General features: G+C 41.2%; 24 protein-coding genes. 8 read left to right on the top strand and 16 right to left on the bottom strand.

The features are described from left to right. Positions 1-12: 12 nt before the first annotated feature. The 3 genes from fba to HYI04_RS02605 form a co-directional block, all read right to left on the bottom strand. Positions 13-1050: a class II fructose-bisphosphate aldolase gene (gene fba, locus HYI04_RS02615; protein WP_004984718.1), complete on the bottom strand. Its 1038-nt coding sequence runs from the start codon at positions 1048-1050 to the stop codon at positions 13-15. A gap of 121 nt (positions 1051-1171) precedes the next feature. Next, on the bottom strand, positions 1172-1447 hold the full coding sequence (locus HYI04_RS02610; protein ID WP_004696954.1) for a hypothetical protein: 276 nt from the start codon (positions 1445-1447) through the stop codon (positions 1172-1174). A 148-nt stretch (positions 1448-1595) separates the two neighbouring features. Then, entirely contained in the window at positions 1596-2786 is a 1191-nt protein-coding gene (locus tag HYI04_RS02605) for a phosphoglycerate kinase (RefSeq protein ID WP_010326808.1), read from the bottom strand. 139 nt (positions 2787-2925) lie between these two features. On the opposite strand from HYI04_RS02605, the gene HYI04_RS02600 reads away from it, so the two are divergent. Both HYI04_RS02600 and HYI04_RS02595 read left to right on the top strand, forming a co-directional pair. Next, entirely contained in the window at positions 2926-3312 is a 387-nt protein-coding gene (locus HYI04_RS02600; protein ID WP_004984725.1) for a DUF2237 family protein, read from the top strand. Next, on the top strand, positions 3309-3902 hold the full coding sequence (locus tag HYI04_RS02595) for a nucleoside triphosphate pyrophosphatase (RefSeq protein ID WP_010326809.1): 594 nt from the start codon (positions 3309-3311) through the stop codon (positions 3900-3902). Before HYI04_RS02600 ends, HYI04_RS02595 begins: the two co-directional genes overlap by 4 nt. A 114-nt stretch (positions 3903-4016) precedes the next feature. On the opposite strand, the gene HYI04_RS02590 is transcribed toward HYI04_RS02595, so the two are convergent. Next, positions 4017-4439 carry a hypothetical protein gene (locus tag HYI04_RS02590; protein WP_010326810.1) on the bottom strand — a complete coding sequence of 141 codons (423 nt, stop codon included), beginning with the start codon at positions 4437-4439 and terminating at the stop codon, positions 4017-4019. A 193-nt stretch (positions 4440-4632) separates the two neighbouring features. Between HYI04_RS02590 and HYI04_RS02585 the strand changes: the two genes are divergently transcribed. Beyond that, positions 4633-5799 carry a cupin domain-containing protein gene (locus tag HYI04_RS02585; RefSeq protein ID WP_010326811.1) on the top strand — a complete coding sequence of 389 codons (1167 nt, stop codon included), beginning with the start codon at positions 4633-4635 and terminating at the stop codon, positions 5797-5799. A gap of 26 nt (positions 5800-5825) precedes the next feature. Here HYI04_RS02585 and HYI04_RS02580 read toward each other — a convergent pair whose 3' ends face one another. Together HYI04_RS02580 and HYI04_RS02575 are read right to left on the bottom strand one after the other, a co-directional pair. Next, positions 5826-7724, bottom strand: a complete 1899-nt coding sequence (locus tag HYI04_RS02580; protein WP_010326812.1) for a 7TM diverse intracellular signaling domain-containing protein — start codon at positions 7722-7724, stop codon at positions 5826-5828. Next, positions 7721-8407, bottom strand: coding sequence for a response regulator transcription factor (locus HYI04_RS02575; protein WP_004696942.1), 687 nt, complete (start codon positions 8405-8407; stop codon positions 7721-7723). The genes HYI04_RS02580 and HYI04_RS02575 overlap by 4 nt, the downstream gene beginning before the upstream one ends. 298 nt (positions 8408-8705) lie before the next feature. Between HYI04_RS02575 and HYI04_RS02570 the strand changes: the two genes are divergently transcribed. Further along, positions 8706-10376 carry an FMN-binding glutamate synthase family protein gene (locus tag HYI04_RS02570; RefSeq protein ID WP_010326813.1) on the top strand — a complete coding sequence of 557 codons (1671 nt, stop codon included), beginning with the start codon at positions 8706-8708 and terminating at the stop codon, positions 10374-10376. 58 nt (positions 10377-10434) lie between these two features. On the opposite strand, the gene HYI04_RS02565 is transcribed toward HYI04_RS02570, so the two are convergent. The 4 genes from HYI04_RS02565 to HYI04_RS02550 are packed head-to-tail and all read right to left on the bottom strand — an operon-like array spanning position 10435 to position 14143. Next, complete coding sequence (locus tag HYI04_RS02565; protein WP_010326814.1) at positions 10435-11466, bottom strand: alpha/beta hydrolase; 1032 nt, start codon at positions 11464-11466, stop codon at positions 10435-10437. Continuing rightward, positions 11466-12578 carry a YdcF family protein gene (locus HYI04_RS02560; RefSeq protein WP_010326815.1) on the bottom strand — a complete coding sequence of 371 codons (1113 nt, stop codon included), beginning with the start codon at positions 12576-12578 and terminating at the stop codon, positions 11466-11468. The genes HYI04_RS02565 and HYI04_RS02560 overlap by 1 nt, the downstream gene beginning before the upstream one ends. A gap of 4 nt (positions 12579-12582) precedes the next feature. Next, on the bottom strand, positions 12583-13620 hold the full coding sequence (gene murB, locus HYI04_RS02555) for a UDP-N-acetylmuramate dehydrogenase (RefSeq protein ID WP_010326816.1): 1038 nt from the start codon (positions 13618-13620) through the stop codon (positions 12583-12585). 13 nt (positions 13621-13633) lie between these two features. Further along, a complete protein-coding gene (locus HYI04_RS02550; protein ID WP_010326817.1) occupies positions 13634-14143 on the bottom strand; it encodes a low molecular weight protein-tyrosine-phosphatase in 510 nt (169 codons plus the stop codon). A 114-nt stretch (positions 14144-14257) separates the two neighbouring features. Between HYI04_RS02550 and HYI04_RS02545 the strand changes: the two genes are divergently transcribed. Beyond that, complete coding sequence (locus tag HYI04_RS02545; RefSeq protein ID WP_010326818.1) at positions 14258-15418, top strand: iron-containing alcohol dehydrogenase; 1161 nt, start codon at positions 14258-14260, stop codon at positions 15416-15418. A gap of 52 nt (positions 15419-15470) precedes the next feature. After that, entirely contained in the window at positions 15471-15914 is a 444-nt protein-coding gene (locus HYI04_RS02540; protein ID WP_130235068.1) for a thioesterase family protein, read from the top strand. On the opposite strand, the gene dnaX is transcribed toward HYI04_RS02540, so the two are convergent. The 5 genes from dnaX to HYI04_RS02515 form a co-directional block, all read right to left on the bottom strand. Then, on the bottom strand, positions 15907-18009 hold the full coding sequence (dnaX, locus tag HYI04_RS02535) for a DNA polymerase III subunit gamma/tau (RefSeq protein WP_131230386.1): 2103 nt from the start codon (positions 18007-18009) through the stop codon (positions 15907-15909). The two genes, HYI04_RS02540 and dnaX, sit on opposite strands and share 8 nt — an antisense overlap. Before the next feature lie 260 nt (positions 18010-18269). Further along, positions 18270-18725 carry a copper resistance protein NlpE N-terminal domain-containing protein gene (locus tag HYI04_RS02530; RefSeq protein ID WP_130235070.1) on the bottom strand — a complete coding sequence of 152 codons (456 nt, stop codon included), beginning with the start codon at positions 18723-18725 and terminating at the stop codon, positions 18270-18272. 71 nt (positions 18726-18796) lie between these two features. After that, positions 18797-20041 (bottom strand): serine hydrolase, encoded by a 1245-nt coding sequence (locus HYI04_RS02525; protein ID WP_227557097.1) that lies wholly within the window; start codon positions 20039-20041, stop codon positions 18797-18799. 74 nt (positions 20042-20115) lie between these two features. Next, entirely contained in the window at positions 20116-20970 is an 855-nt protein-coding gene (locus HYI04_RS02520) for a MaoC/PaaZ C-terminal domain-containing protein (RefSeq protein WP_130235072.1), read from the bottom strand. A gap of 147 nt (positions 20971-21117) precedes the next feature. Continuing rightward, positions 21118-22509, bottom strand: a complete 1392-nt coding sequence (locus tag HYI04_RS02515; protein ID WP_130235073.1) for a 3-oxoacyl-ACP reductase — start codon at positions 22507-22509, stop codon at positions 21118-21120. Positions 22510-22749: 240 nt separating this feature from the next. Here HYI04_RS02515 and HYI04_RS02510 point away from each other — a divergent pair, with 240 nt between their 5' ends. Together HYI04_RS02510 and HYI04_RS02505 are read left to right on the top strand one after the other, a co-directional pair. Continuing rightward, entirely contained in the window at positions 22750-24267 is a 1518-nt protein-coding gene (locus tag HYI04_RS02510) for an acetyl-CoA C-acetyltransferase (RefSeq protein WP_029575037.1), read from the top strand. Between the two features lie 107 nt (positions 24268-24374). Then, positions 24375-24926 carry a hypothetical protein gene (locus HYI04_RS02505; RefSeq protein ID WP_010326826.1) on the top strand — a complete coding sequence of 184 codons (552 nt, stop codon included), beginning with the start codon at positions 24375-24377 and terminating at the stop codon, positions 24924-24926. A gap of 46 nt (positions 24927-24972) precedes the next feature. On the opposite strand, the gene aceI is transcribed toward HYI04_RS02505, so the two are convergent. Continuing rightward, positions 24973-25407, bottom strand: a complete 435-nt coding sequence (aceI, locus tag HYI04_RS02500; RefSeq protein WP_010326827.1) for a chlorhexidine efflux PACE transporter AceI — start codon at positions 25405-25407, stop codon at positions 24973-24975. Between the last annotated feature and the right edge of the window lie 64 nt (positions 25408-25471).

Genomic DNA, 25471 nt, shown 5'->3' with positions numbered 1-25471 from the left:
ATTCAAAAAGAATTATTTATAACGATCAACCATTTTCTCTAAAGAAATTGGACGAATCTTGTCGGCGTTGCCCGCAGTACCAAAAGCTTCATAACGATCAACACAGATCTGTTTCATTGCATCAACAGTTTTTGCAAAGAATTTACGCGGATCAAATTCGCTTGGTTGTTCAGCCATCATACGGCGCATTGCACCTGTAGATGCTAAACGTAAATCGGTATCGATGTTGATTTTACGTACACCGTGCTTGATTGCTTCAACCAATTGCTCAACAGGAACACCATAAGTTTCTTTGATGTCGCCGCCGTACTGGTTAATGATCGCTAACCATTCTTGCGGAACAGAGCTTGAACCGTGCATCACAAGGTGGGTATTTGGCAGCGCCGCATGAATTTCTTTAATACGGTCAATCGCCAAAATATCGCCTGTAGGTGGACGAGTGAACTTATATGCACCGTGAGAAGTACCCACCGCAATTGCAAGTGCATCTACATTGGTATCTGCAACAAACTGACGTGCTTCTTCAACTGAAGTTAAAAGTTGAGAATGATCAAGAACACCTTCAGCGCCTACGCCATCTTCTTCACCCGCCATACCAGTTTCAAGGCTACCTAAACAACCGATTTCACCTTCAACTGAAACACCACATGCATGCGCCATTTGTACTGTACGACGTGTTACATCAACGTTGTATTCATACGTTGTTGGTGTTTTACCGTCTGCACCCAATGAACCATCCATCATTACAGATGAAAAACCCAATTGAATTGAACGCTGGCAAACGTCTGGATCTGTACCATGGTCTTGATGCATTACCACTGGAATGTGTGGCCATTCTTCAATTGCAGCCAAAATAAGATGACGTAAGAATGGAGCGCCTGCATATTTACGCGCACCCGCTGATGCTTGTACGATAACAGGTGAATTTGTCGCATCTGCTGCAAGCATGATTGCGCGCATTTGTTCTAAGTTGTTTACGTTGAATGCTGGTACGCCGTAAGCATGTTCGCCGGCGTGATCCAAGAGCTGGCGCAATGAAATAAGAGCCATAATGTCCTCCCAGTTGATGCGACATATTCTACATGCTCAAAGGTTTCAATTCAGCAACAAATAACACTATTTAAAAAAAATCCCCGCAATTGCAGGGACTTTTTACGAAATTCGCGTGTATTTAGTGTGCTGTAGCAGCCGAAGCCTCTACCGCAGGATCGGCAGTTGCAGCATCTGCAGGTGCATTTGCAACTTCAGCAGGAATGTCTTTGTTCTTTTCATCCAATTCTGGCTGATCAATCGCATCAATTGCCGCTTGTTGTTCAGCCGTTACAGCTTCTTCAACTGCTGCTGTTTCAGATGCCGCAGCGGTTTGCTCTGGTGCTTCATTTTTCTTACAAGCAGTCAGTGCCAATGGTGCTAACAAAAGTGCAGCAAGGGTCATTTTTAAATTCATAATGTTTTCCTAGAACAGATGATTTAATGCCCTGTAGTTTATTTCAGCATTATTTCATTTTCATGACTGAATGATGAATAGATTTGTTAAGCTCATAAAAAAGGTTGACCGAAGTCAACCTTTTTACAACAGCACTAGCACACAATAATTATTGTGCACGCTCTATCAGCGCTGCAACTGCTGGAAGTGTTTTACCTTCAACAAACTCAAGGAAAGCACCACCACCAGTTGAGATATAACCAATTTTGTCTGCAACTTCGTATTTATCAATAGCAGCTAAAGTGTCACCACCACCTGCAATAGAGAAGCCAGCAGATTCAGCAATCGCTAAAGATAAAGTTTTTGTGCCTTCGCCGAATTGATCAACCTCAAATACGCCCACTGGGCCATTCCAAAGAATCGTTTTTGACGTTTTTAAAATGTCTGCAAATGCTTTTGCTGTTTCTGGACCTACATCCAAAATCATGTCATTGTCAGTCACATCTTCAACTTTTTTCACGACTGCTTTAGCAGCAGCCAATGAACCCAAGAAGTCTGCAAAATCGATTTCAGAAGCATCTGCCACGACAACATCTGTTGGAAGAGGTACAGAAACTTTTGCAGCAATCGCTTTTGCTGTATCGATCAAATCATTTTCACACAATGATTTACCGACATTGAAGCCTGCTGCTGCCAAGAAGGTATTGGCAATACCACCACCCACGATCAATTGATCACAAATGTCAGAAAGTGATGTCAACACATCTAACTTAGTCGATACTTTAGAACCCGCAACAATAGCAACCATTGGTTTTTCAGGTGTTTGTAATGCACGACCAAGTGCATCTAACTCAGCTGCCAATAAAGGACCAGCCGCTGCAACTTTCGCTAAACGTGCCACACCTTCAGTTGATGCTTCTGCACGGTGCGCTGTACCGAATGCATCCATCACAAATACATCGCAAAGTGCTGCATATTTTGCAGCAAGTTCTGGGTTGTTTTTCTTTTCACCCACGTTAAAACGGCAGTTTTCAAGGAGTACCACTTGACCTGCTGTAACTTCAACACCATCGAGATAGTCCGTCACTAATTGAACGTCTTGACCCAATGCTTCAGTCAAATACGCAGCAACAGGTGCTAATGATTGTTCTGGTTTTGGCTCACCCTCAACTGGACGACCAAGGTGAGAATAAACCATTAGGGCTGCGCCTTGTGCTAACGCTGCTTTAATTGTTGGTAAAGCGGCGCGTAAACGTGCATCGCTTGTAATCACACCATTTTTAACAGGAACGTTTAAATCTTCGCGAATAAGAACACGTTTACCCGTTAAATCGAGGTCAGTCATACGCTGAAAATTCATGTAGAGCTCTCTTTCTATATATAAAAATCGCATCGATTTTAAATGATTATGCAGAAAAAGGTTAGCTTCTTTTGCAGAAAAGCAAACGAAAGGCAAAGTTTTGCTATCATAGTGAAAAGTCTCACTAGATTTAGCATTTATGTCTATTCATCCTGATCCAAATCTAAACCGTTTAAACGTTTTGGGTGAACCTTTAGCCAGCTGTTGTTATTCCCCGATCACTGGATATTTCCGTAATGGTTTTTGTCATACAGCACCTTCTGATTTGGGACAACACACGATCTGTGTCGAAATGACCTCTGAGTTTTTAAATTTTTCGCAGCGTGTAGGTAATGATCTCATTACCCCTGTGCCTGAAGTTGACTTTCCAGGTCTACAACCTGGTGATTTTTGGTGTATCTGTGTGACCCGTTGGGTAGAAGCTTATCAGGCCGGTTTTGCGCCTCCTGTTAAAGTTCAAGCTTGCCATCAAGCTGTACTGTCCTATGTCCCGCTGAATGTGCTTATGGAATATGCAGTCGAATGAATACTTCAGAAATTATCTTGGCATCAAGCAGTCAAACTCGTAAAGACCTCATGAACCGTTTACGTCTAGACTACCGCTGCGTTGTCCCTGATATAAACGAATCGCCTCGTGGTGAAAGCCATGCCGATGATTTAGCCAAGCGACTTGCTTTTGAAAAAGCGCATGTCATTGCGTCACAAAATCCTGAAGCAATCGTGATTGGTTCAGATCAAGTGGCATGGCGTGAAGGTGCACCCGATATTTTTATTGGTAAGCCTTTGAGTACTGAAAAAGCCATTAAACAGCTACAGGCCAATTCGGACAAAATTGTCTACTTCAGTACCGCACTCAGCGTGCAGCAACACTCAACAGGTTTTGAGCGTAGTCTGGTTGAACATTATAAAGTTAAGTTCCGTAAATTGGGACTACCTGAAATTCAGCGTTATGTTGACGTTGAACAGCCACTGATGTGTGCAGGAAGCTTCAAGTGTGAAAGCCTTGGTATCAGCTTATTTGAACAAATGATAGGACAAGATCAAACCACGTTGATGGGTATGCCTATGATTCAGTTGTGTCATATTCTGCGTGAATTAAAAGTGCTTGTGCCATAATTATTAGAAGTATTTTTAGTTAATTCCCAATAAATTGAACAGCAGCAGGTGTTGCTGTTCGTTTATGAGCATTAAATTTAACAACAGCATAAATATTAATATATGACCAATCGCTCAAAGATTTTTAGACGAATTTACTGAGAGATAAGCTTGAATGAGTCGTTTAAAATACATTCGAATTAATAGACTACGGTACAGCGTAATCAGCATAAAAAGAATAAGAAAGGAAAATAGACCAATATTATTAGGGTCAAAGCTACTCACACTTTCCCTCTGTCTAAAGAGATATTTGACAAATAACAATGCCAATACCAAATAGCCATACCACATTTTATTATATAGCGGATGATCTTCAGCGAGACTTTTGGCTTGTCTAAAAAGTAAGATATGCTGATATTGCGGCACCTTAGCCAAATCTTTTGTTTTGTATATCCTATCGATTGAGGATGATTTTTTCGCTAATTTGGACTGACTTTTCTCTCTTTCTTTTTGCAATATCTCATTCGCCATTTTCTCGGCATCTTCTTTACTTAACATTATTTTTCTTCACTATATTTTAGACCAATTATGCTGTAAAAATTTTGATGCCTGCAATCATAACGACTCAGACAAACTCAATTTATTTAAATCAACCAAGCGCATTTAAATAAATCTAACGATACTTGCACATAGGCCTTCGATCATAAGACAATAGTCACAATATTGTTTTAAATTTGCTTAGGCTATTTTCATGTCCCAATCTCTTGATGTTCTTGGCGGTATTACAGCTGAACAATTCCTTGCCGAATATTGGCAAAAAAAGCCATTACTGGTCCGTAACGCGCTGCCTGAAATTATCAATATTTTAGAACCTAGCGATATTATGGAACTGGCTTTAGATGAAAATGTCACAGCTCGTCTCATCAAACAAAAAGACCGTGACCCAAATCAGTGGTCGGTAAAGTCTTCACCGCTGTTAAAAGCTGATTTCCAAAAGATGCCAAAACTCTGGACTTTATTGGTTCAAGCCGTAGATCACTACTCTTTTGACTTAGCAGCACTGTGGAAAAAATTTCCTTTTATTCCGCAGTGGCGCCGTGATGACATCATGGTGTCTTATGCGCCTAAAGGTGGCTCTGTCGGAAAGCATTTTGACTTTTACGATGTCTTTTTAGTTCAAGGTTATGGACACCGTCGTTGGCAATTGGGTCAAATGTGCGATGCTGAATCTGAGATTGTTGCAGGCCAACCTTTAAAATTACTACCTGAAATTGACGTACATTTTGACGAAGTATTAGCACCAGGTGATCTACTTTATGTACCACCAAGTTTATCACATTTTGGTGTAGCCGAAGATGACTGCCTGACTTTCTCTTTTGGCTTCCGTATGCCAAACGTCACCGACATGGTAGACCGTGTAGGCGACAAACTGTCTGATAACGCTCTGCTACGTAATCCTTTACTCGATATTGTTCGTGACCAACAAAGTCCGATCGGTCAATTAACACAAAACGAATTGGATTATTTAAAGGCAGAAATTTTGGCTCAGCTGCAAAACTCAACTTTACTTGAAGATGCTATTATGACCTTGATGTCAGAGCCGAAATACCCTGAAAATATTCCTGAAGCTGAAGAAATTGGCACAGGAGATTTAGAAGGTATTTTAGACCAAGGCTATCAGCTGATCTTAGAACCTGCTTCTCGCCTACTTTATACTCACGATGAAGATGAATTCTTATTTTGGGCCAACGGTGAAGGGCTATGCATTTCGGAGCAATTTGCACCATTACTCAAGAATTTAGCAGATGGTGAAGCACTGTTACTTGATGAAAGCTTATATGATGCCGATATTCTAGAAGACATTGCAATGCTGATGAACGAATCCGTCTTAATGCTACTCCCACCTGACGAAGCTTAAGCAAACCAAGTGCTGAGGAATCTAATCTACTCAGCACTTTCTCCCTCACCAAACCTTAAACTGGCAATAATTTTGGTACAGCCTTTTTCTGATTCGATATTGAGCTCAGCACCAATTTTTTCTAAACGCATTTTCATACTGCGCATACCAATGCCCATCCCGTGGTTAAGCACACACTCCACATTAAAACCTACGCCATCATCCTGAATAATCATGACCAAGTGAGTTGTACTTGGATAATACATTTTTACATCAATATGCCGTGCTTGGCTGTGCTTCATAATATTGGTCAAACTTTCTTCAAGCACACGAATTAAAGTCAAACATTGTAGTGCTGTCGGTTGTATTTCCCATGCCTCTGGAATGCTCCAAGTCGCCTCAATGTCCAACTCATCCATGATCTGACTAAACCGATGCCGAACAGGAGCAATCCATAACACAGGATTATCTGGCGTTTTGTTATTGGTTAAAGACCCGCTGTCAATAATTTGTCTTAAATCATCTCGAAGCAATTTGAGGATGGATAAAAATTGTTGATTCGACATGGTGCTGGAGCTCTGATCCACCAAAATCATGGAACGAACCAAAGATGCACCCAAACCATCGTGCAAATCATGTGCTAAATGAATACGCTCTTGTAAGCGGACATTTTCAAGCTCTAATTGGTGTCGAGCATATAAACTAGAGGACAGGTTACTGGTCACAAAGCTCACTCGTTGCTCAAGTTCACTATTAAATCTTTGTATTTTTTTGATATTTTTATCTAACCGTGTTGCGAGAATAATCACAATAAAAAAAGTGATCACCGGTGAGGTATACGGCGACAAAGGCTGATGGTCATTAATATGCCCATCAAAAAGTAGTGAAATATCGTAAAGCATAACTATAAGAATCACGCTTAAACAAACAGCCAATAAAATATAATCAGGGCGCTTCGTTTTATAAGCACGATAAATCACAAAAAAGAATGATACGATAAAGAGCACAATGCACAATAAGAAAATCACCGCAGTTACGATATTAACCATCAAGCTCGGGATAAATAAGATGGTAACAATACACACCGCAGCAACTAAAAATAAGGTTTTTTCTAACTCAGCAAACTTTGTTCTTACAAAACGCAGCAGGTAAATGCAAAAGCAAACATTGTATAAAACAAAAAAAGTCAGGTTAGTTTTCATGACCCACAGGGAGTTTGGATAAGGAAACACTTCTCGGTTGATGACATTCCAAATAAACAAGACCCAAAACAAACAGCTAACAGAAAACCACAGAAATGTCGTTTCATTGCGTCTAAAAAACCAAATGACAAAGCACACCAAACCTAAGGTGGTGGAAATGACTAAATTGACTTGAAACAGTGCTCTCTTGTTCCAAATTCTTTTTTGTTGTTTATCATATGCTGTTGTGATATCAGAAAATTCTAGTTTGCCTAAACCCGGACTTTCATAACTATTACCAACCACATACACCCAAATGTCATTGTTTTTTTGTTTTAAGCTTTCGACAGGAAGGATCCAAAAACGCGGAGTATTCCAGCTTTTTGATAGGGGTTCAACTAAATGCTTATCTTTCCAAAGCAGGTTTCGATTAAAAAAAACAGCGCCTGCACTACTCATGCCTTCCACAGAAAATGCTAAAGGCTGCTTCAGTTCATTACTGTCGTTACAACTCCAATGCCAATTAAAATGGTACCAAACGCCGCCATCGTAATGTGGCCAGCGTTCTGTCCACACGTCAGGGTTTTTGACCTCTACCCATCCCGTCTTCGGAACAACATCGATAGAACTTGTTTTCACCGCAGAAATTTTATCGACATTCACTTTACAAGTTGGACTAACAGCAAAGTTGGTTTGTGCGGAACTGGCAAAACTAAGCACACACAAACACAGTGTGACAAAAATGCTCAGCCAGCCATTTCTCATAAAATACCTAAAGAACGCGCAGTGCTGACTGCTTTGGTTCTTTTTGAAACAGAAAGCTTGCGGTAAATATGCTTAATATGGCTTTCAACGGTATAGCGCGAAACAAATAATTGCTCAGCAATTTCGCGGTTACTCAGGCCTTGTGCCACCAAATTGAGAATTTCAGTTTCTCGATTGGTCAGTTGATCATAGTCCTGACCATCCAACTGCTCTACACGCTCAGTTTGGGGGGTATTTGAGGTTGAGATTTGATTTAAAATTTCGCGAGCAATAAAGGGATCAATTGGCGCTCCGCCGCGCAAAATACTCCGTATGGACATCAGCACTTCGGCATCATCACGTTCTTTCAATACATAGCCATTTGCTCCTGCCTTAATTGAGGCAAATAAACTTTGCTGTGTACTCCATGCAGAAATCACCAAAATTAAGGCGCTTTCGTCTATCTCTCTAAGTTTTTCAATTAAGGTGATGCCATTTCCATCAGGCAACCCTAAATCAACTAAAGCTAAAGAAATCGGTTGTGATGCAATAATTTGCATGGCTTCAGCTAAATTTTTAGCAAAAATCAGCATATCTTGACTATAGCCCAGTTCCGACAGGATCAGATCTAGGCGCGAGCGAATCATGGCTTCATCTTCCACGATTAAAACAGGTGCAGGCAAAACAGTTTCCTTATTTTTCACTGAAGCTTCCCCTCTTTCTTATCATTCTTCAACCACACTATACCGATGCAAACTTGGCCTAACCTATCCCTAGAAGTAAGTAATTTATAATTTTTTCTTTTGAACAATAAGCGCTTATTCATATTCATTTTATATACTTTAAATTCTGAAAGATATCAATCTGTATAAAATTTATCCATAATTTTAATATTGGATTCCCACAGCAAATAATAACGGGCGTAACAACAATTTATTACTTGTAGATGAAACAGAGACTTGGCACATTAGGTTTAAACAATCTGGAAGGATGCCCAGCCATATGTCTAGCCCTGCTCAATCCATACGTCATAAATTACTCAATACTTTTTTTTCACGGCACTCCATTTGGCTACTGTGTATTTTTATTTTTTTGAGCATTTCTTTTTTTCATTATAGTCATACCCCCATCTATATTAATTATTTTATTTCAGACACTTTACTAAACAGTATTTGGCTGATAACAGGTTTACTGAGTCTTGTTGGCTTGCATGATGTTTTACAAAATAAACATTCGATCTTAAAGAACTACCCGATTATGGGGCATTTTCGTTTTATTTTTGAAGATTTTCGCCCTGAAATTCGCCAGTATTTTATTGAGGCCGATCAAGACGCACTGCCTTTTTCGCGTATGCAACGCAGTTTGGTCTATCAACGTGCAAAAAACCAAAATGCAGATAAACCCTTCGGCTCCATTATCGATGTCTATGCAGACAACTACCGCTTCATGACTCATTCACTGAGCCCATGCACACCTGCTGACCCTAAAACCTTCCGTATTTTGGTGGGCAATTCGCAATGTTCACAACCTTATAGTGCTTCTATTTTCAATATTTCAGCCATGAGTTTTGGCAGCCTGAGTGCCAATGCCATTCGCGCTTTAAACAAAGGAGCGCAAATGGGTGGTTTTTACCATGATACTGGCGAAGGCAGTTTAAGTCCGTACCATCTTGAGTATGGAGGCGATATTGTTTGGGAGTTAGGCAGTGGTTATTTTGGCTGCCGTACTCTAGATGGCCAATTTGACCCTGAAAAATTTGCCGTTCAAGCCAAACGACCTCAAGTCAAAATGATCGAAATCAAGCTCTCTCAGGGAGCAAAACCCGGTCATGGCGGGATTCTACCGAAAGATAAAATTTCTGAAGAGATTGCTGAAATACGTGGCGTCAGTCGCGATCATGACTGTGTTTCTCCCTCGAGTCACTCTGCCTTCAAAACGCCAATTCAGATGATGCATTTTATTCAAAAACTGCGTGAGTTATCTGAAGGTAAACCAGTCGGTTTCAAGCTGTGTATTGGTCAGCCTTGGCAGTTTATGAGTATTGTTAAGGCCATGCTACATACTCAAATTATTCCTGATTTTATTGTTGTAGATGGTTCCGAAGGCGGTACAGGTGCAGCACCTATCGAACTGATAGACAATATGGGCGTACCACTACGTGAAGGCTTACTTTTCGTACACAACACACTGGTCGGTGCGGGTTTACGTGATCAGATCAAAATTGGTGCCAGTGGCAAATTGGTTAGTGCCTTTGATATTGCTAGTACCATGGCAATTGGTGCAGATTGGGTCAATTCTGCACGAGGATTTATGTTCGCAGTGGGCTGCATTCAAGCGCAAAGTTGTCATACCAACCAATGCCCAGTCGGTGTTGCGACACAAGACAAAGAGCGTCAAAAAGCACTACATGTGCCCACCAAAGCCGAACGCGTGCTGCATTTTCATGACAACACATTAAAGGCACTTTCAGAAATGATTGCTTCAGCGGGCTTAAAACATCCAGCAGAAATTAAAGCGCGCCATTTAGCGCAGCGCATTAATGACCGAGAAATTCGAAACTATGCGCAGCTACATTTTTGGTTAAAAGATGGTGAGCTGCTGTCTTGTGAAAATAAAGATGAAGAGAACTTCTATTTCCGTATGTGGAATATGTCCAAATTAGAACATTTCTAAATAAAAAGGAGGCTCTATTAGCCTCCTTTTTATTTTCGATAACAGAAATCACAGAATGTTAGTAATATCCACTTGATGAACCCTGTGCATGTAAAAAGGCTGGGATTAGTCCTGTTAAGGCCGCACGAATATCCGAACGTTCATTGATCAATTGATGCGAACCTTCCTCCAACATCAATAAAGTTTGTAAGCGGAACTTTTCACGAATAAACTCAATGTTATAACGCCAGTCTACCGTCTGATCCAGCGCACCTTGAGCTAACCAGACAGGAATGCGACAGGCTGGGCGTTGCTCCATTTCCAACATCCATTTGGACATAGCCAAAATCCAGTCCATACCCATCATGCGAGGTTGTAACGGATCTTTTAAACGGACAAAACGTAAGAACTCAGGGTTATGGTTATTCCGCCTAAAATGACGCGGTACTTGGCGTTTAATCCGACGAATAATGCCTAATCCAACCGAGTTATGCCACCAAGCGGATTTTGCAGGCCGAATGAGTGGCGACAACAACAAAACACGTTGCACATAAGGGTTTTCACGGCGTTCGGCAAACTCAAGCAAATGATGCATCAAAATCGCACCACCCGTGCTCTGCCCTATGCCTAGCCACGGTTGCGGTAGCTGTTCTGCATGTTTGACATAGCGCACCACAGCATGTAACACATCTTGATAATGATCAAAATTTTGGATATTCGCGGGTGATCCATCACTGAGTCCATGCCCTGGAAGATCATAGGTCAGTACACTAAAGCCTTGGTCAAGTAGTTCTTTAATAATGGGTTGGTAAATTCCGCTATGCTCTAAATAACCATGCAACAGACAGACTGTACCTTTAATTTTTTCGATTTTTGGTGCAAAAACTTGGACATGCAGCTTAAACAAAGGCATTTGAACATAACCTTGCCAGTGGTCACAGTCCAATGCGTCTAAACCATATAAACGACGATAAGACACCATCTCCACCGATGCCTCATACGGCTGGTTTAGATTCAAAGGCATTAGAAGCTGTGGTGTCGTCTCACGACTCGGCACAGGAAGTTCAAGCTGTTTGAGTACAGATGGATTTAAAAAAGGAAGTTCAGGCATTATGGAATCTCCCTACAGTCACTCGAACCCAACAGTACATCGCGTATCGTTGCGAGCATTTCATAATTGGCACGGCGACTATGATCATAATTTTGTTCACTTGGACGCCATTGGGTTAATTGAGTCGGCATAGGCGCCTCAATGGGCTGTGTTTCGATACCATTTAAAGCAAATAAACGGCGTGTACGTGGCATATGATATTGATCTGTAATTAAAATCACTCTAGGCGCACCACCTTTTTTCTGCAACAGCAAAGAGCTAAAGCGCGAGTTTTCGCAGGTATTCATACTACGATCTTCCAATAGTTTCGCATCGACTCCACGTGCCTTTAACCATTTTTGCATATACGGGGCTTCGACACCGCTAAGCACAATGGGCAGCTTGAACTGTTTTTCGACCTGCAATGTGGTTTCAAGACGTAGTCGCGTATATTCATTCACCACAATATCTTTACGGTTTTTATCTAAAGTTAATCCACCACCCAAAACGACTATGGCATTCGGCATGTTTAATGCCGCTTTTCTCTCTTCATTTTGTGCATGTATTTGTGCGATGTCCTGATAGATTTGTTCATCTATCGGCTCTTCCTCTACAGTCTCTACTTTATGCGTTTTTAAAAAGTCGAGATAATTTTCCATCAAGGCTTTATTTTCTTTGCTATTCAGCTCTAGCAGTTCTTTGACATTTTCAGTCGGGTCAACCTCAGAACTTGCTGTCTCAATCACCAAAGGAATTTGAGGCTTTTGCTCTTTTTCTTGCTCTTCACGCTGTTCAGAAATAATTAACTGTTGTAGTGCTTTATAACGTGCCTGAATCGTGGTTAGGTTTTGCGAATTATGTTCTTTGATTTGCTCTTCCATCAACTGTAAGTACGCTTGACGGGCAATCCACAAATCAGAGCCCGGTTCTAAGCTTTCTTGCTCACTGAGTGCCGCCATTTTTTGACTTTGTGCTGCAACTTCATTGACGTCTACAGGGACAAAGGTATTCAATGTCGCCACAATCAGCTTAGAATAAAAAGGCGTATAAATAAAAATCATTAAACAGCCGAAAAATGCAAACAGCACCGAAGTGATTTGCATTAAACGTACCATTTTATGGGTTTTACTCATACTTTTAACGATCCTGATAAGATTGGATGAGACCCGCTGAATTAAATAGCACAGGCTCAGGTTCCAACAAAACTTTAAATTTATTATACACATCCTGCTGTACTGCACGGTATGTGCTCTGTACATCGTTCAAATCTGCATTGGCATAATTCACTAAAACCAAGGCTTGTTTGGCAAACATCCCGACCACACCAAGCTGCTTACCTTTCCAGCCTGATTGATCAATCAACCAACCTGCTGCAATTTTAACATCACCATTCGGCTGCGGATAATGTGGCAATTTTTCAAATTGTTCGGCTAAAAGGTCATAAGTTTGCTGACTAATAATTGGATTTTTAAAAAAACTACCTACATTTGGAAATTCTTTCGGATCAGGCAGTTTACTTTGACGAATCTGAATCACTTGTTGTTGTAAATTAAAAGCTGTTAGCTCATCACCTACGGCTTGTTTTAAGTCACCATAGCTAATTTTCAAATCTTCTTTTTTCAACAACTTGAAGGTCACATGCGTAATCACATAGCGATTTGGATCATCTTTAAAAATACTATGACGATAACTAAATGCACAGTCTTTAGCTTGAATATCGCTAAATGTTTTCAACTGTCGGTCATAGACTTGCACGCTTTCGATGAACTCACCGACCTCTACACCATAAGCCCCAATATTTTGTACAGGAGATGCACCCACGAGGCCTGGAATCAACGCCAAATTCTGTAAGCCAAATAAATGGTGTTCTGTCGTCCAAAGCACAAAGTCATGCCAAACTTGACCCGCACCGACCCGTATAGTTTTGGTAGTTGCATCTTCAGACAGGTTTTCTACGCCTAGAATGTTCATATGCACAACCAAAGCATTAATTTGTGCAGGAAGCAGCATATTACTTCCACCAGATAGAATCATGACATTCAAAGCGTGTTGCTGTGCATAATCCAATGCTTCTACAAGCTCATCTGGACTGTGAATTTGAACATAATGAGAGGCTATCGCATTTAAGCTTAACGTATTAAAAGGTTTAAGCTGTTTTTGTGTTTCGATTTGCATGCACGAACCTTAATTACTGTTCAAATTGTTGTTTAAAAATACTGACCCACGCTTGGCTGCTTGACTCACATTGGTCAATAACACGTTCAAAACCATCAAAGCCACCATAGTAAGGATCAGGTAATGCTTGCTGCGGATACTGCGCATCATGTTCAGACATCAGTGCAACTTTAGCGCGGAGAGGTTGAGCACCAAATTCAATTTGCGCTGTTTGATACAACGCTTGAATATCGTCAAAATTATTGTAGTCCATCGCCAAAATTAAATCGAAATGGACAAAATCACGGGTCTGCAACTGTCGTGCGCGTAAACTGGATAAATCATAGCCCCGTTTTAAAGCATGTTCTTGACTACGCAAGTCAGGTGCTTTGTTGGGATGGTAATTACTGGTTCCCGCCGAATCGATTTCGATGTTGAGCTGATGTGCATCACAAAAATGTCTGAGAACTACTTCTGCCGTGGGAGAACGACAAATATTTCCTAAACAGACACATAACACCTTATAGGGCGCTGTGAATGACATAACCACCTCGAAACAGCTTTATTTTCAAGTGTCTTATGTTAAGTTATTTAGAGGATGAATCCTATAGAAGTACAAAACAATATTGTTGGATAAGATATAAAAAAGGATGCTGTTATGAACCAATTTCAATTTCAAACTGTGCCGAATATTATTTCAGGCTTAGGCAGCATTCAACAGCTCAGAGAAATTTTAACAGCACGCCCTTATCAACATCTGTTATTGGTTACAGATGCAGGCATGTTAAAGCATCAGCTTCACCTTCCCATCTTAGAAATTTTAGAAGATCTCTCACTCACTTACAGTATTTACAGTGAGGTTGAAGCAGATCCGAGTGAACAAATTGTTTTAAATGCGGTTGATTATGCCAAACAGCAAAAGGTAGATATCGTTTTAGGTTTTGGTGGCGGCAGCTCTATGGATGTTGCAAAAATTATTGCCATCCTCAGCCATCCTGCACAGCAGCAAAAGTTATCAGATCTTTATGGGGTGAATAATGCCCAAGCACCTCGTCTACCCTTAATTTTAGTCCCTACCACTGCAGGGACAGGCTCTGAGGTCACACCAATTTCGATCGTTACCACAGGTGAAACGACAAAGACTGGCATCGTAGCACCCGTTCTTTTTGCCGATGTAGCGATTTTGGATGCGACATTTACTGAAAACCTGCCGCGTCATATTAGTGCTGCCACAGGCATTGACGCGATGGTACATGCGATTGAAGCCTATACCTCTAAAATCAAGAAAAACCCCTATGCAGACATGTTAGCAAAACAGGCTTTAAAACTGCTGAATCAAAACCTCAACTTGGTGCTAGAAGATGGTCGAAATTTAGAAGCTCGACAAAATATGTTAGTCGGTTCGATGTTGGCAGGACAAGCCTTTGCCAATGCCCCAGTAGGTGCTGTTCATGCGCTGGCTTATCCATTGGGTGGACATTTTCACATTTCTCATGGACACAGTAATGCCTTAGTGCTGACAGAGGTTTTAAAGTTTAACCTCCCCCAAGCTAAGCAACATTATGCGGAACTGATCTGCTGGCTCGACCCAAAAAGTACAGGCTGTACCGATGGTCTTTCTGATCTTTTCGTCGATCATATGCAAAACCATTTAGACCGCAGTGGTTTAACCTTAAAACTCAAAGAATTAAATGTTTCTGAACACAGTCTAGATCAGCTTGCAACCGATGCCATGTTGCAAACACGCCTACTACAAAACAACCCAAGAGAACTAGAGTGGCAACAGGCACGCGAAATTTATCAAGCCATTTACAGCTAAGCCATATAATTAACTTAGGCTACTTATAAGATGATTTTTAAGGATGATATCGATGAGACAAGCTGCAAAGACACGTGATCAATTTCATTATTTTCTACCGATTCAAACACGTTGGTCGGACAATGACCTCTATGGCCATGTCAACAACGTCACCTACTATAGTTATTTTGATACTGCCGCAAATGCCTTACTGATTGAAAAAGCAAATTTTAATATTCACCAATCCCCTATTATTGGTTTAGTGGTCGACTCAGCATGCAGTTTCTTACATGAGTTGTCTTATCCTGAGATTATTGATGTTGGTGTGACTATTTCCAAAATAGGGAACTCTTCACTCACATACGAACTTGCCATTTTCAAATTTGGTCAAGAAACTGCTTCAGCTCAAGGACATTTTGTTCATGTCTTTATAGACCGTGAAACACGAAAAAGCACACCGATTCCCTCTGAAATGCGGAGTGCTTTGCACCACTACTTAAGCCATGACATTACTTAAGTTGAATATTGTGTAATTCACCATCAAAAGTTTGTACAAGACCTTTGACCGTGTCTTCGTTTTGTAGTAATTCATGCGCACGTTGAAATGCTTTTTGCTTGCGCTGCGCCTGCATGGTGTACGGCGTAATCGTTTCAACTTCTGCATATTTCACATCAAAACGCGTCTGAGGCCATTCAGCTTTGAGCGCATCTTCCAAAACATGACGTAATTGGGTGAGGAGTTGCTCATAACGCTGCGGAATCATAAACACAGACTCGGCATTAATTTGCCCAGCCATTAAACCTTGCTGAGCCAGCTCTTGTACCGCGGGTGATAAGCCACTGCTTCTGAACCAGTACTCCCACTTCTCCACCGTCCACTCACCGACTAACTGCTGCGGTTGTAGTTGTAAAATATCTTGCGGCATTAAATCGACTGATGCAGATGAAACCTGTTCAGGTTGAACAGACTCTACAATAGCAGCAACAGTTTGCTGGCTTTCATTTTCCACAACTTGGGTGTCCTGTACGCTATCAGCAGAAAGTACTCCACTTGCTAAATCAAACGACTCCGCTTGCACAGCAGGTTCAGCTATTACTGCGACAGGTTCAACGGATGCTTTATTTTGACTTTCTATATCTAGCGGTACAATTTCATCAAATAAGAAATCATCACTATTTGGCTCATCGTCATTGCTTTGCGCATTAAATTCGTCTGCTTCATCTAAATCAAACAACACTTCATCGCTTGAAGGATCAAAAACGATTTGATCAGATTGCTGAGATGCATCCACTGGTGGTTTATTATCTTCGGCGCTTTCTGAAAGATCGACATCATCAAGTCCAGGCTTAAACTCAGGTTCTGCATTCTGAGTTATTGCAGCATCTTCAAATTCTACTTCAACATCTACAGTTTGAGCATCTTGCTGCAAAGCCGTTTCTGGATCAGAAGTCAGTATTGCCGTTTGTTGTACAGATTCGGATTCAACTACAGCGCTATTCGTCTGAGCCACCAGCACTTCATTCGGTTGTAATGGACGGAACGCCAACATACGCAGCACCGACATTTCAAAGCCTTGCTCTTGCGTGACTGCTAGCTGTAATTCAGCACGTCCTTTACATGCAATTTGGTAATAAAGTTGCAAGTCTTGCGCAGCAATTTGCTGAGACAATTGCATGATTTTTTTATTAATTTCAGCACTATATTTAAGACTAAGTTCTGGCAAATATTGTAGTAATGCCAATTCATGTAAAGTCGAAATCAGCTGATCCAAAACTAAAGATACATCCAGTGCTTGCTGGCGGAATTGCATCAGCAACTCACTCACCCATTGTTTTTGATTTTGATGTATTGCAAGGATCAAATCATAAATAATAGTACGATCGATTAAACCCAACATTTCTTTGACATCTTGGTGCTGGATAGCACCCTGACCGTAAGCAATCGCTTGGTCTGTCAAAGAAAGTGCATCACGTAATGAGCCTTGGGCAGACTCTGCAATTTGCCAAATCGCATCTTGTTCGGCTTGGATGCTTTCTTTATTTAAAATATTCCCCAGATGCTCGGTAATTTCATCGACAGCCAACGGGCGTAATGTAAATTGCAAACAACGCGAAATCACGGTAATTGGGAGCTTTTGCGGATCTGTCGTTGCAAAAAGGAATTTCACATGTTCAGGTGGTTCTTCCAATGTTTTGAGTAAAGCATTAAAAGAATGCGTAGACAGCATATGTACTTCATCGATTAAATAGACCTTAAAACGACCTTGTGTCGGCGCATAAGGAACATTGTCTAAAAGTTCTCGCGTATCTTCAACTTTAGTCCGTGATGCCGCATCGATTTCAATTAAATCAATAAAACGGCCTTCATTCACGGCGGTACAGGTTGGGCAAACTTCGCACGGCGTCGAAGTCACACCCGTTTCACAGTTCAAGCACTTCGCCAAAATACGGGCAATGGTGGTTTTTCCGACCCCACGCGTTCCTGTAAATAAATAAGCATGGTGCAAACGTCCGCGCTCCAAAGCACTGGTTAGTGCTCGAGAAACGTGGTTTTGCCCCACTAGCTCATTAAAATTGCGAGGACGATATTTCCGTGCAAGTACCTGATACATGTATGCTCCTTTTTATAGGCCTAAGCATACTGTTTTTTTGCCAAAGAGTGAATGAATTACTTCACTCCGTTCTCGCATTTCTAAGCTATAAACCTGATTTAGATCAATAATCCAAAAACCATTAGCTCCATTTTTATCCCACTCTCTATCTCAAGCTATTTATGTATTTAGATTATGGATTTGAAATAAAGTGAGAGCTTTGGAAAAGTAAAAAGGTGTAAATATTAAAATGAATTTCTAAAATACAGCTATTTAGGAAATTAAGCTGGTTTCACTAAAATAAAATCACTCTGCATTTGATATTTTTTTCCAGTCACATCTTCACGTATTTCTAAAACACGATCTTCTAAATCGATATAAAGCAAGTTTCGCGTTGTCATATTCACTAACTCTACCTTGTGCTGATCTTGAGCATTAAAACGAAGTGCTCCAGTCAAAGTTTCGATTTCGTTATGGCCACTCAAACTTTCTCGTTTTAGGGTATAAGTCATGTTTTCATGCAGCTCTAGTGCAACTGCCATACCCGGACAGTCTTCACAACGGGACAAACATCCCATACACGGCATTGTCCCCTGATAACTCCCAACCCACGCAGGAATAATCTGCTTTTGTTCTGCCACTTGAAGTTTAGACTGATCATGTTGCGTTTGATTCGCCTCGGAACAACCTAACAATAATCCTGTAGCAACCAGCGGGATAAGAATGGGAGCCTTCATGTCACAAATATTCAAAACCTAAACCGCGACGAACATAACATATTTTAGACGATGACTAAATCTCAGACCTGTCAAAACCAACCTTTTTTACCTTTTAAGACCGCATCTACGCAGCGTAAACTTTCTTGGCTCAAAGCCCAAAGTCGATAATCCCCAGTTAAAGAACCTGTAGCAAAGTTATGTGTATAAGCAAAACTTAAGCCTCGCTCACTATCGCCCCAAGCCCCTGAACCATTAAAGCCCATATGACCAAAACCTTGCTCTGCGGTTTTTCCTAAGGTTAATATACGGTGATACCCCAAGCGCCAATGCATAGGTATCGGCATCACGCGATCTCGATCGGTATATTGCACTCGACTCAACTCAGAAAACACATCTGGACGAATCAACTGCTGACCTTTCCAAATCCCTTTTTGAGATATCATCGCATACACTTTGGCTAAACTATTGGCTGTAAATACACCATTTGCTGCGGGAATGATCGCCTGAATCGCATCATCATGGTAAAAGCTGACCTTTTTCATGCCTTTGGGAATCATGCCATCCTGAAAATCTTGTGGATCTTGCCCTGACCACTGCATCGCTTTATCAAACAATGAAACTTTACGTACCTTCGTTGGACTTTTTTGATTTGGTTGGATAGGTACAGGACGGACAATGGGTCGTGCGATACGTTTTAATTCAGCACTGGGTGCACCAAAGTAAGCCCCATCTAGCTCAAGTGGCTCAACTAAATAGGTTTGGAAGAGTTCAGTTAAAGGTTTGCCCGTTGCTTTTTCCAAAGTACCACCGACAATCCAACCAAATGACAAAGGTTGATAGGCAGCATCTTGACCAATTGCAAAACGTGGTTGCGCTTTTTCAAATACGTCTAACATATGCGTCCAGTCCAACATTTCTGTCGCATCAGCAATGTTATTACGGATATCAAATAATCCGCTTTGATGACTTAGCACATGTCTTAGCGTCATCTTTCCTTTACCATTTTGGGCAAATTCAGGCCAATAATCCGCAATCGGTTGGTCGTAGCTCAGCACACCTTGACTGACTAAAATATGCGCCAAGGTTGCAAGCACGCCTTTGCCCGTCGAATAACACACCGACATGGTATTGGCCTGCCAAGGAGAATCTACCGCTGCTAAACCAGTATAGATATCAACAACTTTTTCACCTTGAAAATATAAAACACAAGCTGCACCGCCATATGCTAAACGAGCATCCTGTAAGCGGCTAAAGAGATGGGCAACACTTTGAAAACGTGGGTCAACATAGCCTTGGTAATGGTTCGGATTCGCTTGTAAATATTGTTTTAAAATTTTCATTTACACATCCTTGTATTTTTAAGCTGACATAAAAAAGCCCAGTGTAATCTAAACTGGGCTTTTTAAAATTATAGTGCTTTGACCTGTCCCGTCACATGCGGTTTTTGATTCTTACTATTTCGAATTAAGAAAGCGGTATTTACACCTTCTGTCGTGGTCATAAAATCGACCGTTGAAGGCAAATACATCGGCAGTTTAAACCAAACATCCGCTTCATAAGCATCAGGCAATGTGATCGAAGCCAACGCTCGCGCCTTACTCCACATGCCGTGCGCAATGGCTTGTTTGAAACCAAAGGCTTTTGCTGTCACCGCATGAATGTGGATGAGGTTGAAGTCGCCCGAGGTCATTGCATAACGACGACCTGTGTTTTCAGAGACTTCCCAGACTGCATTCGGCTGATAATCTGGAGTCGTTGCTTCAACTAATTTTGGTGCTGTTTTACCATCGGTCTTTTGACGTGCTAAATACGTGGTTAATGCTTCAACCACCACTTCATTGCCAACTTTCACCGTGGTAATAAAATCGAACTGAACACCTTTATCATGTGGCTCAAGCGCGCCATATTTACATGATAAAGTGAGGGTTTCATTGACGCCAACTTTACGCATTTGTTTGACTTGATTGCGAATATGTACCAAACCTAGCACAGGAAATGGAAACGGCTCTTGCCCCATCATGTGCATTTGTAGGCTTTGCGATAATACGGCCAAATAAATCGCAGGAATATAACCATTATTTTTAAAGCCACATACTTGGTTATAGGCTTTCAAATGCTTTTGATCGACGTTAAAAGAATCCACCACATACTCAACCTGCGGTAAGACTTTTTCACCTTTTGGCTTTTTAAAGATCAAACCTTGAATGACTTTCGGATAAGCCATATATGGTTTTGGAAGTTGACTAAAATGGCGAGTCTTCATACTGAACCTTTGAGAAGTTTTTATTTCAATATTTTTGAAAGCTCCTTCTCCCTCAGGGAGAAGGTTGGGATGAGGGAAAACTCCCTCCCTTTTATAATATAAAGAATTTATCCCTCCCTAAAGGAGAGATAAATTCAAGCTTTTAAATTAAGCACCCAACAAACTTTGACCACAAACACGTACCACGTTGCCGTTTAAACCAGTCGATGCTGTCGCTGCAAATAAAGCAATGGTTTCAGCAACATCTACAGGTAAACCACCTTGGCTCATCGAGTTCATACGACGACCCGCTTCACGGATTGCAAATGGAATCGCAGCAGTCATTTGCGTTTCAATGAAACCTGGTGCAACCGCATTGATCGTAATGCCATTCGTCAAAGTTGGAGCAGTAAATTTAACCACACCAATGACACCTGCTTTCGACACAGCATAGTTGGTTTGACCTAGGTTACCCGCAATACCTGAAATCGATGATACACATACAATACGACCATTGGTATTTAAACCCTCTTTGGCAAGTAAATAATCATTTACACGTTCAATTGCAGACAAGTTAATGTTAATCACCAAGTCCCAAAGCTCAGGCTTCATATTTGCCAAAGTTTTGTCACGAGTAATACCTGCGTTATGCACGATGATGTCTAAACCACCTTGAGCAGCTGCCGCAGCTTTAATTTTCTCACCAGCATCATTTGCAGTGATATCAATTGCCAGTGTTGAACCACCGATCTCACCTGCAACACGGTCAAGATCTGCTTGCTGCGGTGGTACGTCTAAACAAATCACATGCGCGCCATCACGTGCCAAGACATGCGCAATCGCTTCACCAATACCACGGCTCGCACCTGTCACTACAGCAGTTTTACCTGCCAGTGGTTTAGCCCAGTCTACATCTACAACATCAGCTTTAGAAACACGAATCACTTGACCGGAGACATAAGCAGAACGTGGAGATGCTGCAAAACGTAAAGTTGACTCAAGATTTGCTTCCGCATCTGCATCCACATAAATCAAATGTGCTGCAATCCCCTTTTTAAATTCTTTACCGACTGACTTCACGAAGCCTTCAAGCGCGCGTTGTGCAATCGCTTTTTTAACGCTACCCGCAGTTTCAGGGGTCGTGCCTACCACAATCACACGACCAGAAGCAGCCACTTGACGTGCAATCGGGTTAAAGAAGTTATATAACTCATTAAGTTGCTCTGATGACTCAATGCCAGATGCATCAAAAATAACAACTTTGAATTTAGACTCTTTGTCGCCTGCATTAAATGCACTTAAGTTTAAGCCCACTTGAGCCGCAGCTTGTTGTAGTTGCGCATTGTTACCCGCATAGCTATTGGCGTGGACATTTGCCAACACTTGCGCAATTGCACCAGATAGTGAACTGTTTGCTGCTGCACCCAGTAAAACAGCACCTTTAATCACAGGCGTTGCTGACTCAAAACGGTCTAAAAAAGTTGGTGCAGGTAAACCCAAATTTTTAATGACAAATTTACCAATAGGAGATTTTGCAAATGTTTGGTATTGATCAGTCATGTTTTTATCTCTCATACAAATGAATTGTTGATGGATTCAAAGATATCCTTTTAACTTCAAAGTGATGTCTAGAGTCTTATATTTCAATAGTTCCATCGGTTTCAGTAGAATCATACTTGAGTTATAGAGGATATGTCTTGACCTGAAAGCCTGTTGCAATGTCATTCTAGTCAATTCAGCCCTTTTTATAATATGCTAATGTACACCCTAAGAATAGATTAACATGCTTGGAAAAGCCTTATGAGCAAAACAACTCAAGAAAATCCAGCAGTGGAAAATTCTGCTACGGAAACCGTGTCAAATACATCAAAAAGTACACCGCGTAGAACTAAAAGTACTGGCACGACAACCCAATCAGTAAATAACACGACTAAGCCGACTCGCACTCGTGCTGCGTCAACTCGTAGTAAAAGCCCTGCTTCTTCTACAAATGCTTCAAAACCAAAAACTCAAACTGCTGTTCAACAGGATCAAACCATGAGTCAAAACACTGTTCGCCGCGTGGCTATTATCGGTGGTAACCGTATTCCTTTCGCTCGCTCAAATGGCGCATATTTCACCGCTTCGAATACAGATATGTTCACAGCAGCGCTAAACGGTCTTGTTGAACGTTTTAATATTCAAGGCCAACGCCTTGGTGAAGTGGTTGCTGGTGCTGTTCTTAAGCACAGCCGTGACTTTAACATGACCCGTGAATGTGTACTAAACACTGCACTTGCGCCAGAAACACCTGCTTACGATATTCAGCAAGCATGTGGTACTGGCTTACAAGCAGCGTTCTTAGTTGCCAACAAAATCGCACTGGGCCAAATTGAAGTGGGTGTGGCTGGTGGTGTAGACACGACTTCTGATGCACCAATTGCGTTTGGTGATGGTTTACGTAAAGCATTACTTGAACTCAACATTGCAAAAACGGGTAAAGACCGTTTAAAAGCTTTAACCAAAATCAACCTAAAAGACTTGATGGATGCGCCGAAAAATGGTGAGCCACGTACAGGTTTGTCTATGGGTGATCACCAAGCCATTACCGCGCTTGAATGGGGTATTGCACGTGAAGCGCAAGACGAACTTGCTGCATCTTCACACCAAAAAATGGCTGCGGCTTACGAAGAAGGCTTCTTCGATGACCTGATCACACCATTCTTAGGTTTAGAGCGTGACAACAACTTACGTGCTGACTCTACGGTTGAAAAACTTGCTAAGCTCAAACCAGCTTTTGGTAAAGGCGATGCACGTACCATGACTGCGGGTAACTCAACACCACTTACGGATGGTGCATCTTGTGTGCTTTTAGCATCTGAAGAATGGGCGAAAGCAAACGGTCACGAAGTCCTTGCTTACTTAACCTTCCAAGAAACGGCTGCTGTTGATTTCGTTGAGAAAAAAGAAGGCTTATTGATGGCACCTGCTTATGCAGTTCCACGTATGCTTGAGCGTGCTGGCCTTAAACTTCAAGACTTCGACTACTACGAAATTCATGAAGCATTTGCGTCACAAGTTCTTTCTACTTTGAAAGCTTGGGAAGATCCAAAATTCTGTAAAGACCGTTTAGGTTTAGATGCTCCACTCGGTTCAATTGACCGCACTAAACTCAACGTCAAAGGTTCTTCACTTGCAGCAGGTCACCCATTTGCTGCAACCGGTGGTCGTATCATTGCCACTGCTGCGAAGTTGATTAACCAAAAAGGTTCAGGTCGCGTACTGGTTTCAATCTGTGCTGCAGGTGGTCAAGGTGTGACAGCAATTATTGAGAAATAATCTCGCCTTCGCTGTAAAAAAGCATCTCTTTTGAGGTGCTTTTTTTTACTGGTCAAAACCATCAATTTACTCTATAGATAAAAACATAAAATAACCAAATACAAACTATGCGAAATTCACCGCCCTTTATTGTTTATCTCAATACCCCGATTCGCTATTATTATTTTTACCTCATTCCCTTAGTCATAGCGCTTTTGATTGTCAGCTTCGACTTCCACTTTCAAGGCGTGTTTCCAACCAGCATTGCATCCAACTTGTCCAGCCCGCATAAATTTCTCAATGACTTTTTTGCTATTTGTACTTTCATCTGTCTTGCCCTTATTTTGATCAATTATTTTCGTGTACAACTCAACCGACCACAAGTTCAGCACATCAGGCAACACTACGCAAAACTGAATACACAACAACGCTCAATGTTTAATCCACTAGGCTTAGTGTTTTTTATTTTTATGTTGCTCTTTTTCTGCTTAAGTTGGTTTTTGATCAGTGATGAAATCCCATACACAAATTCCAGTACAAAGAAAGGCGCAACCATGATCTATCTCAAAGGCTTTGCGCATCCATATATAAGCGCTATAGCAAATAGTTTTCATGCTGCCATCACCGTATTTTTTGCCTTAATGATCCCTTATATTTTAAACGTCAGAAAATTCAAATAAGAATCGCATCACATTAAAAAAGCCACGACATTGCGTGGCTTAATTTTTAATTTGAATATTGCGCTTCAGGTTGAATACCCAATTTGGCCTCCACCATGTCATAACACCATTGGAAAATAAAGGTATAAACCAAAATACACATGGTTAAACTGAAGTCGAGTACGATGGCTTGCCAAATACTCATTTGCATTGCATATGCGACCATTGGAATGGTTGCAAGCATCAAACCACCTTCAAAACCAATCGCGTGAAGAACACGTACGCCGATGGTTCTTTTGAGTTTTCTTTTTGCTTCAAACTTTTCAAAAAAATGGTTAAACACCATATTCCATATGACCGAAGTGACTGCCATGGCAATACCGAGTACGCCTGTGACCTCTAAAGGCATATGGAATATGAAACTTAAAGCTACAGCAATGATCACCAATAGGATGATTTCATAGCTGAGCGCATGAATAATCCTTCTTTTGGAAATCAACATTTTTAATTACTCTTTCATGATTGGATGTTGGCTATTTTATTTTTATAATATTGATTAATCGAGT

It is taken from the genome of Acinetobacter sp. SwsAc2, assembly GCF_013391465.1.
GTDB lineage: Bacteria > Pseudomonadota > Gammaproteobacteria > Pseudomonadales > Moraxellaceae > Acinetobacter > Acinetobacter johnsonii.
The sequence above is the reverse complement of the archived record's forward strand: the minus strand, read 5'-3'. Positions and strand labels throughout refer to the sequence as shown.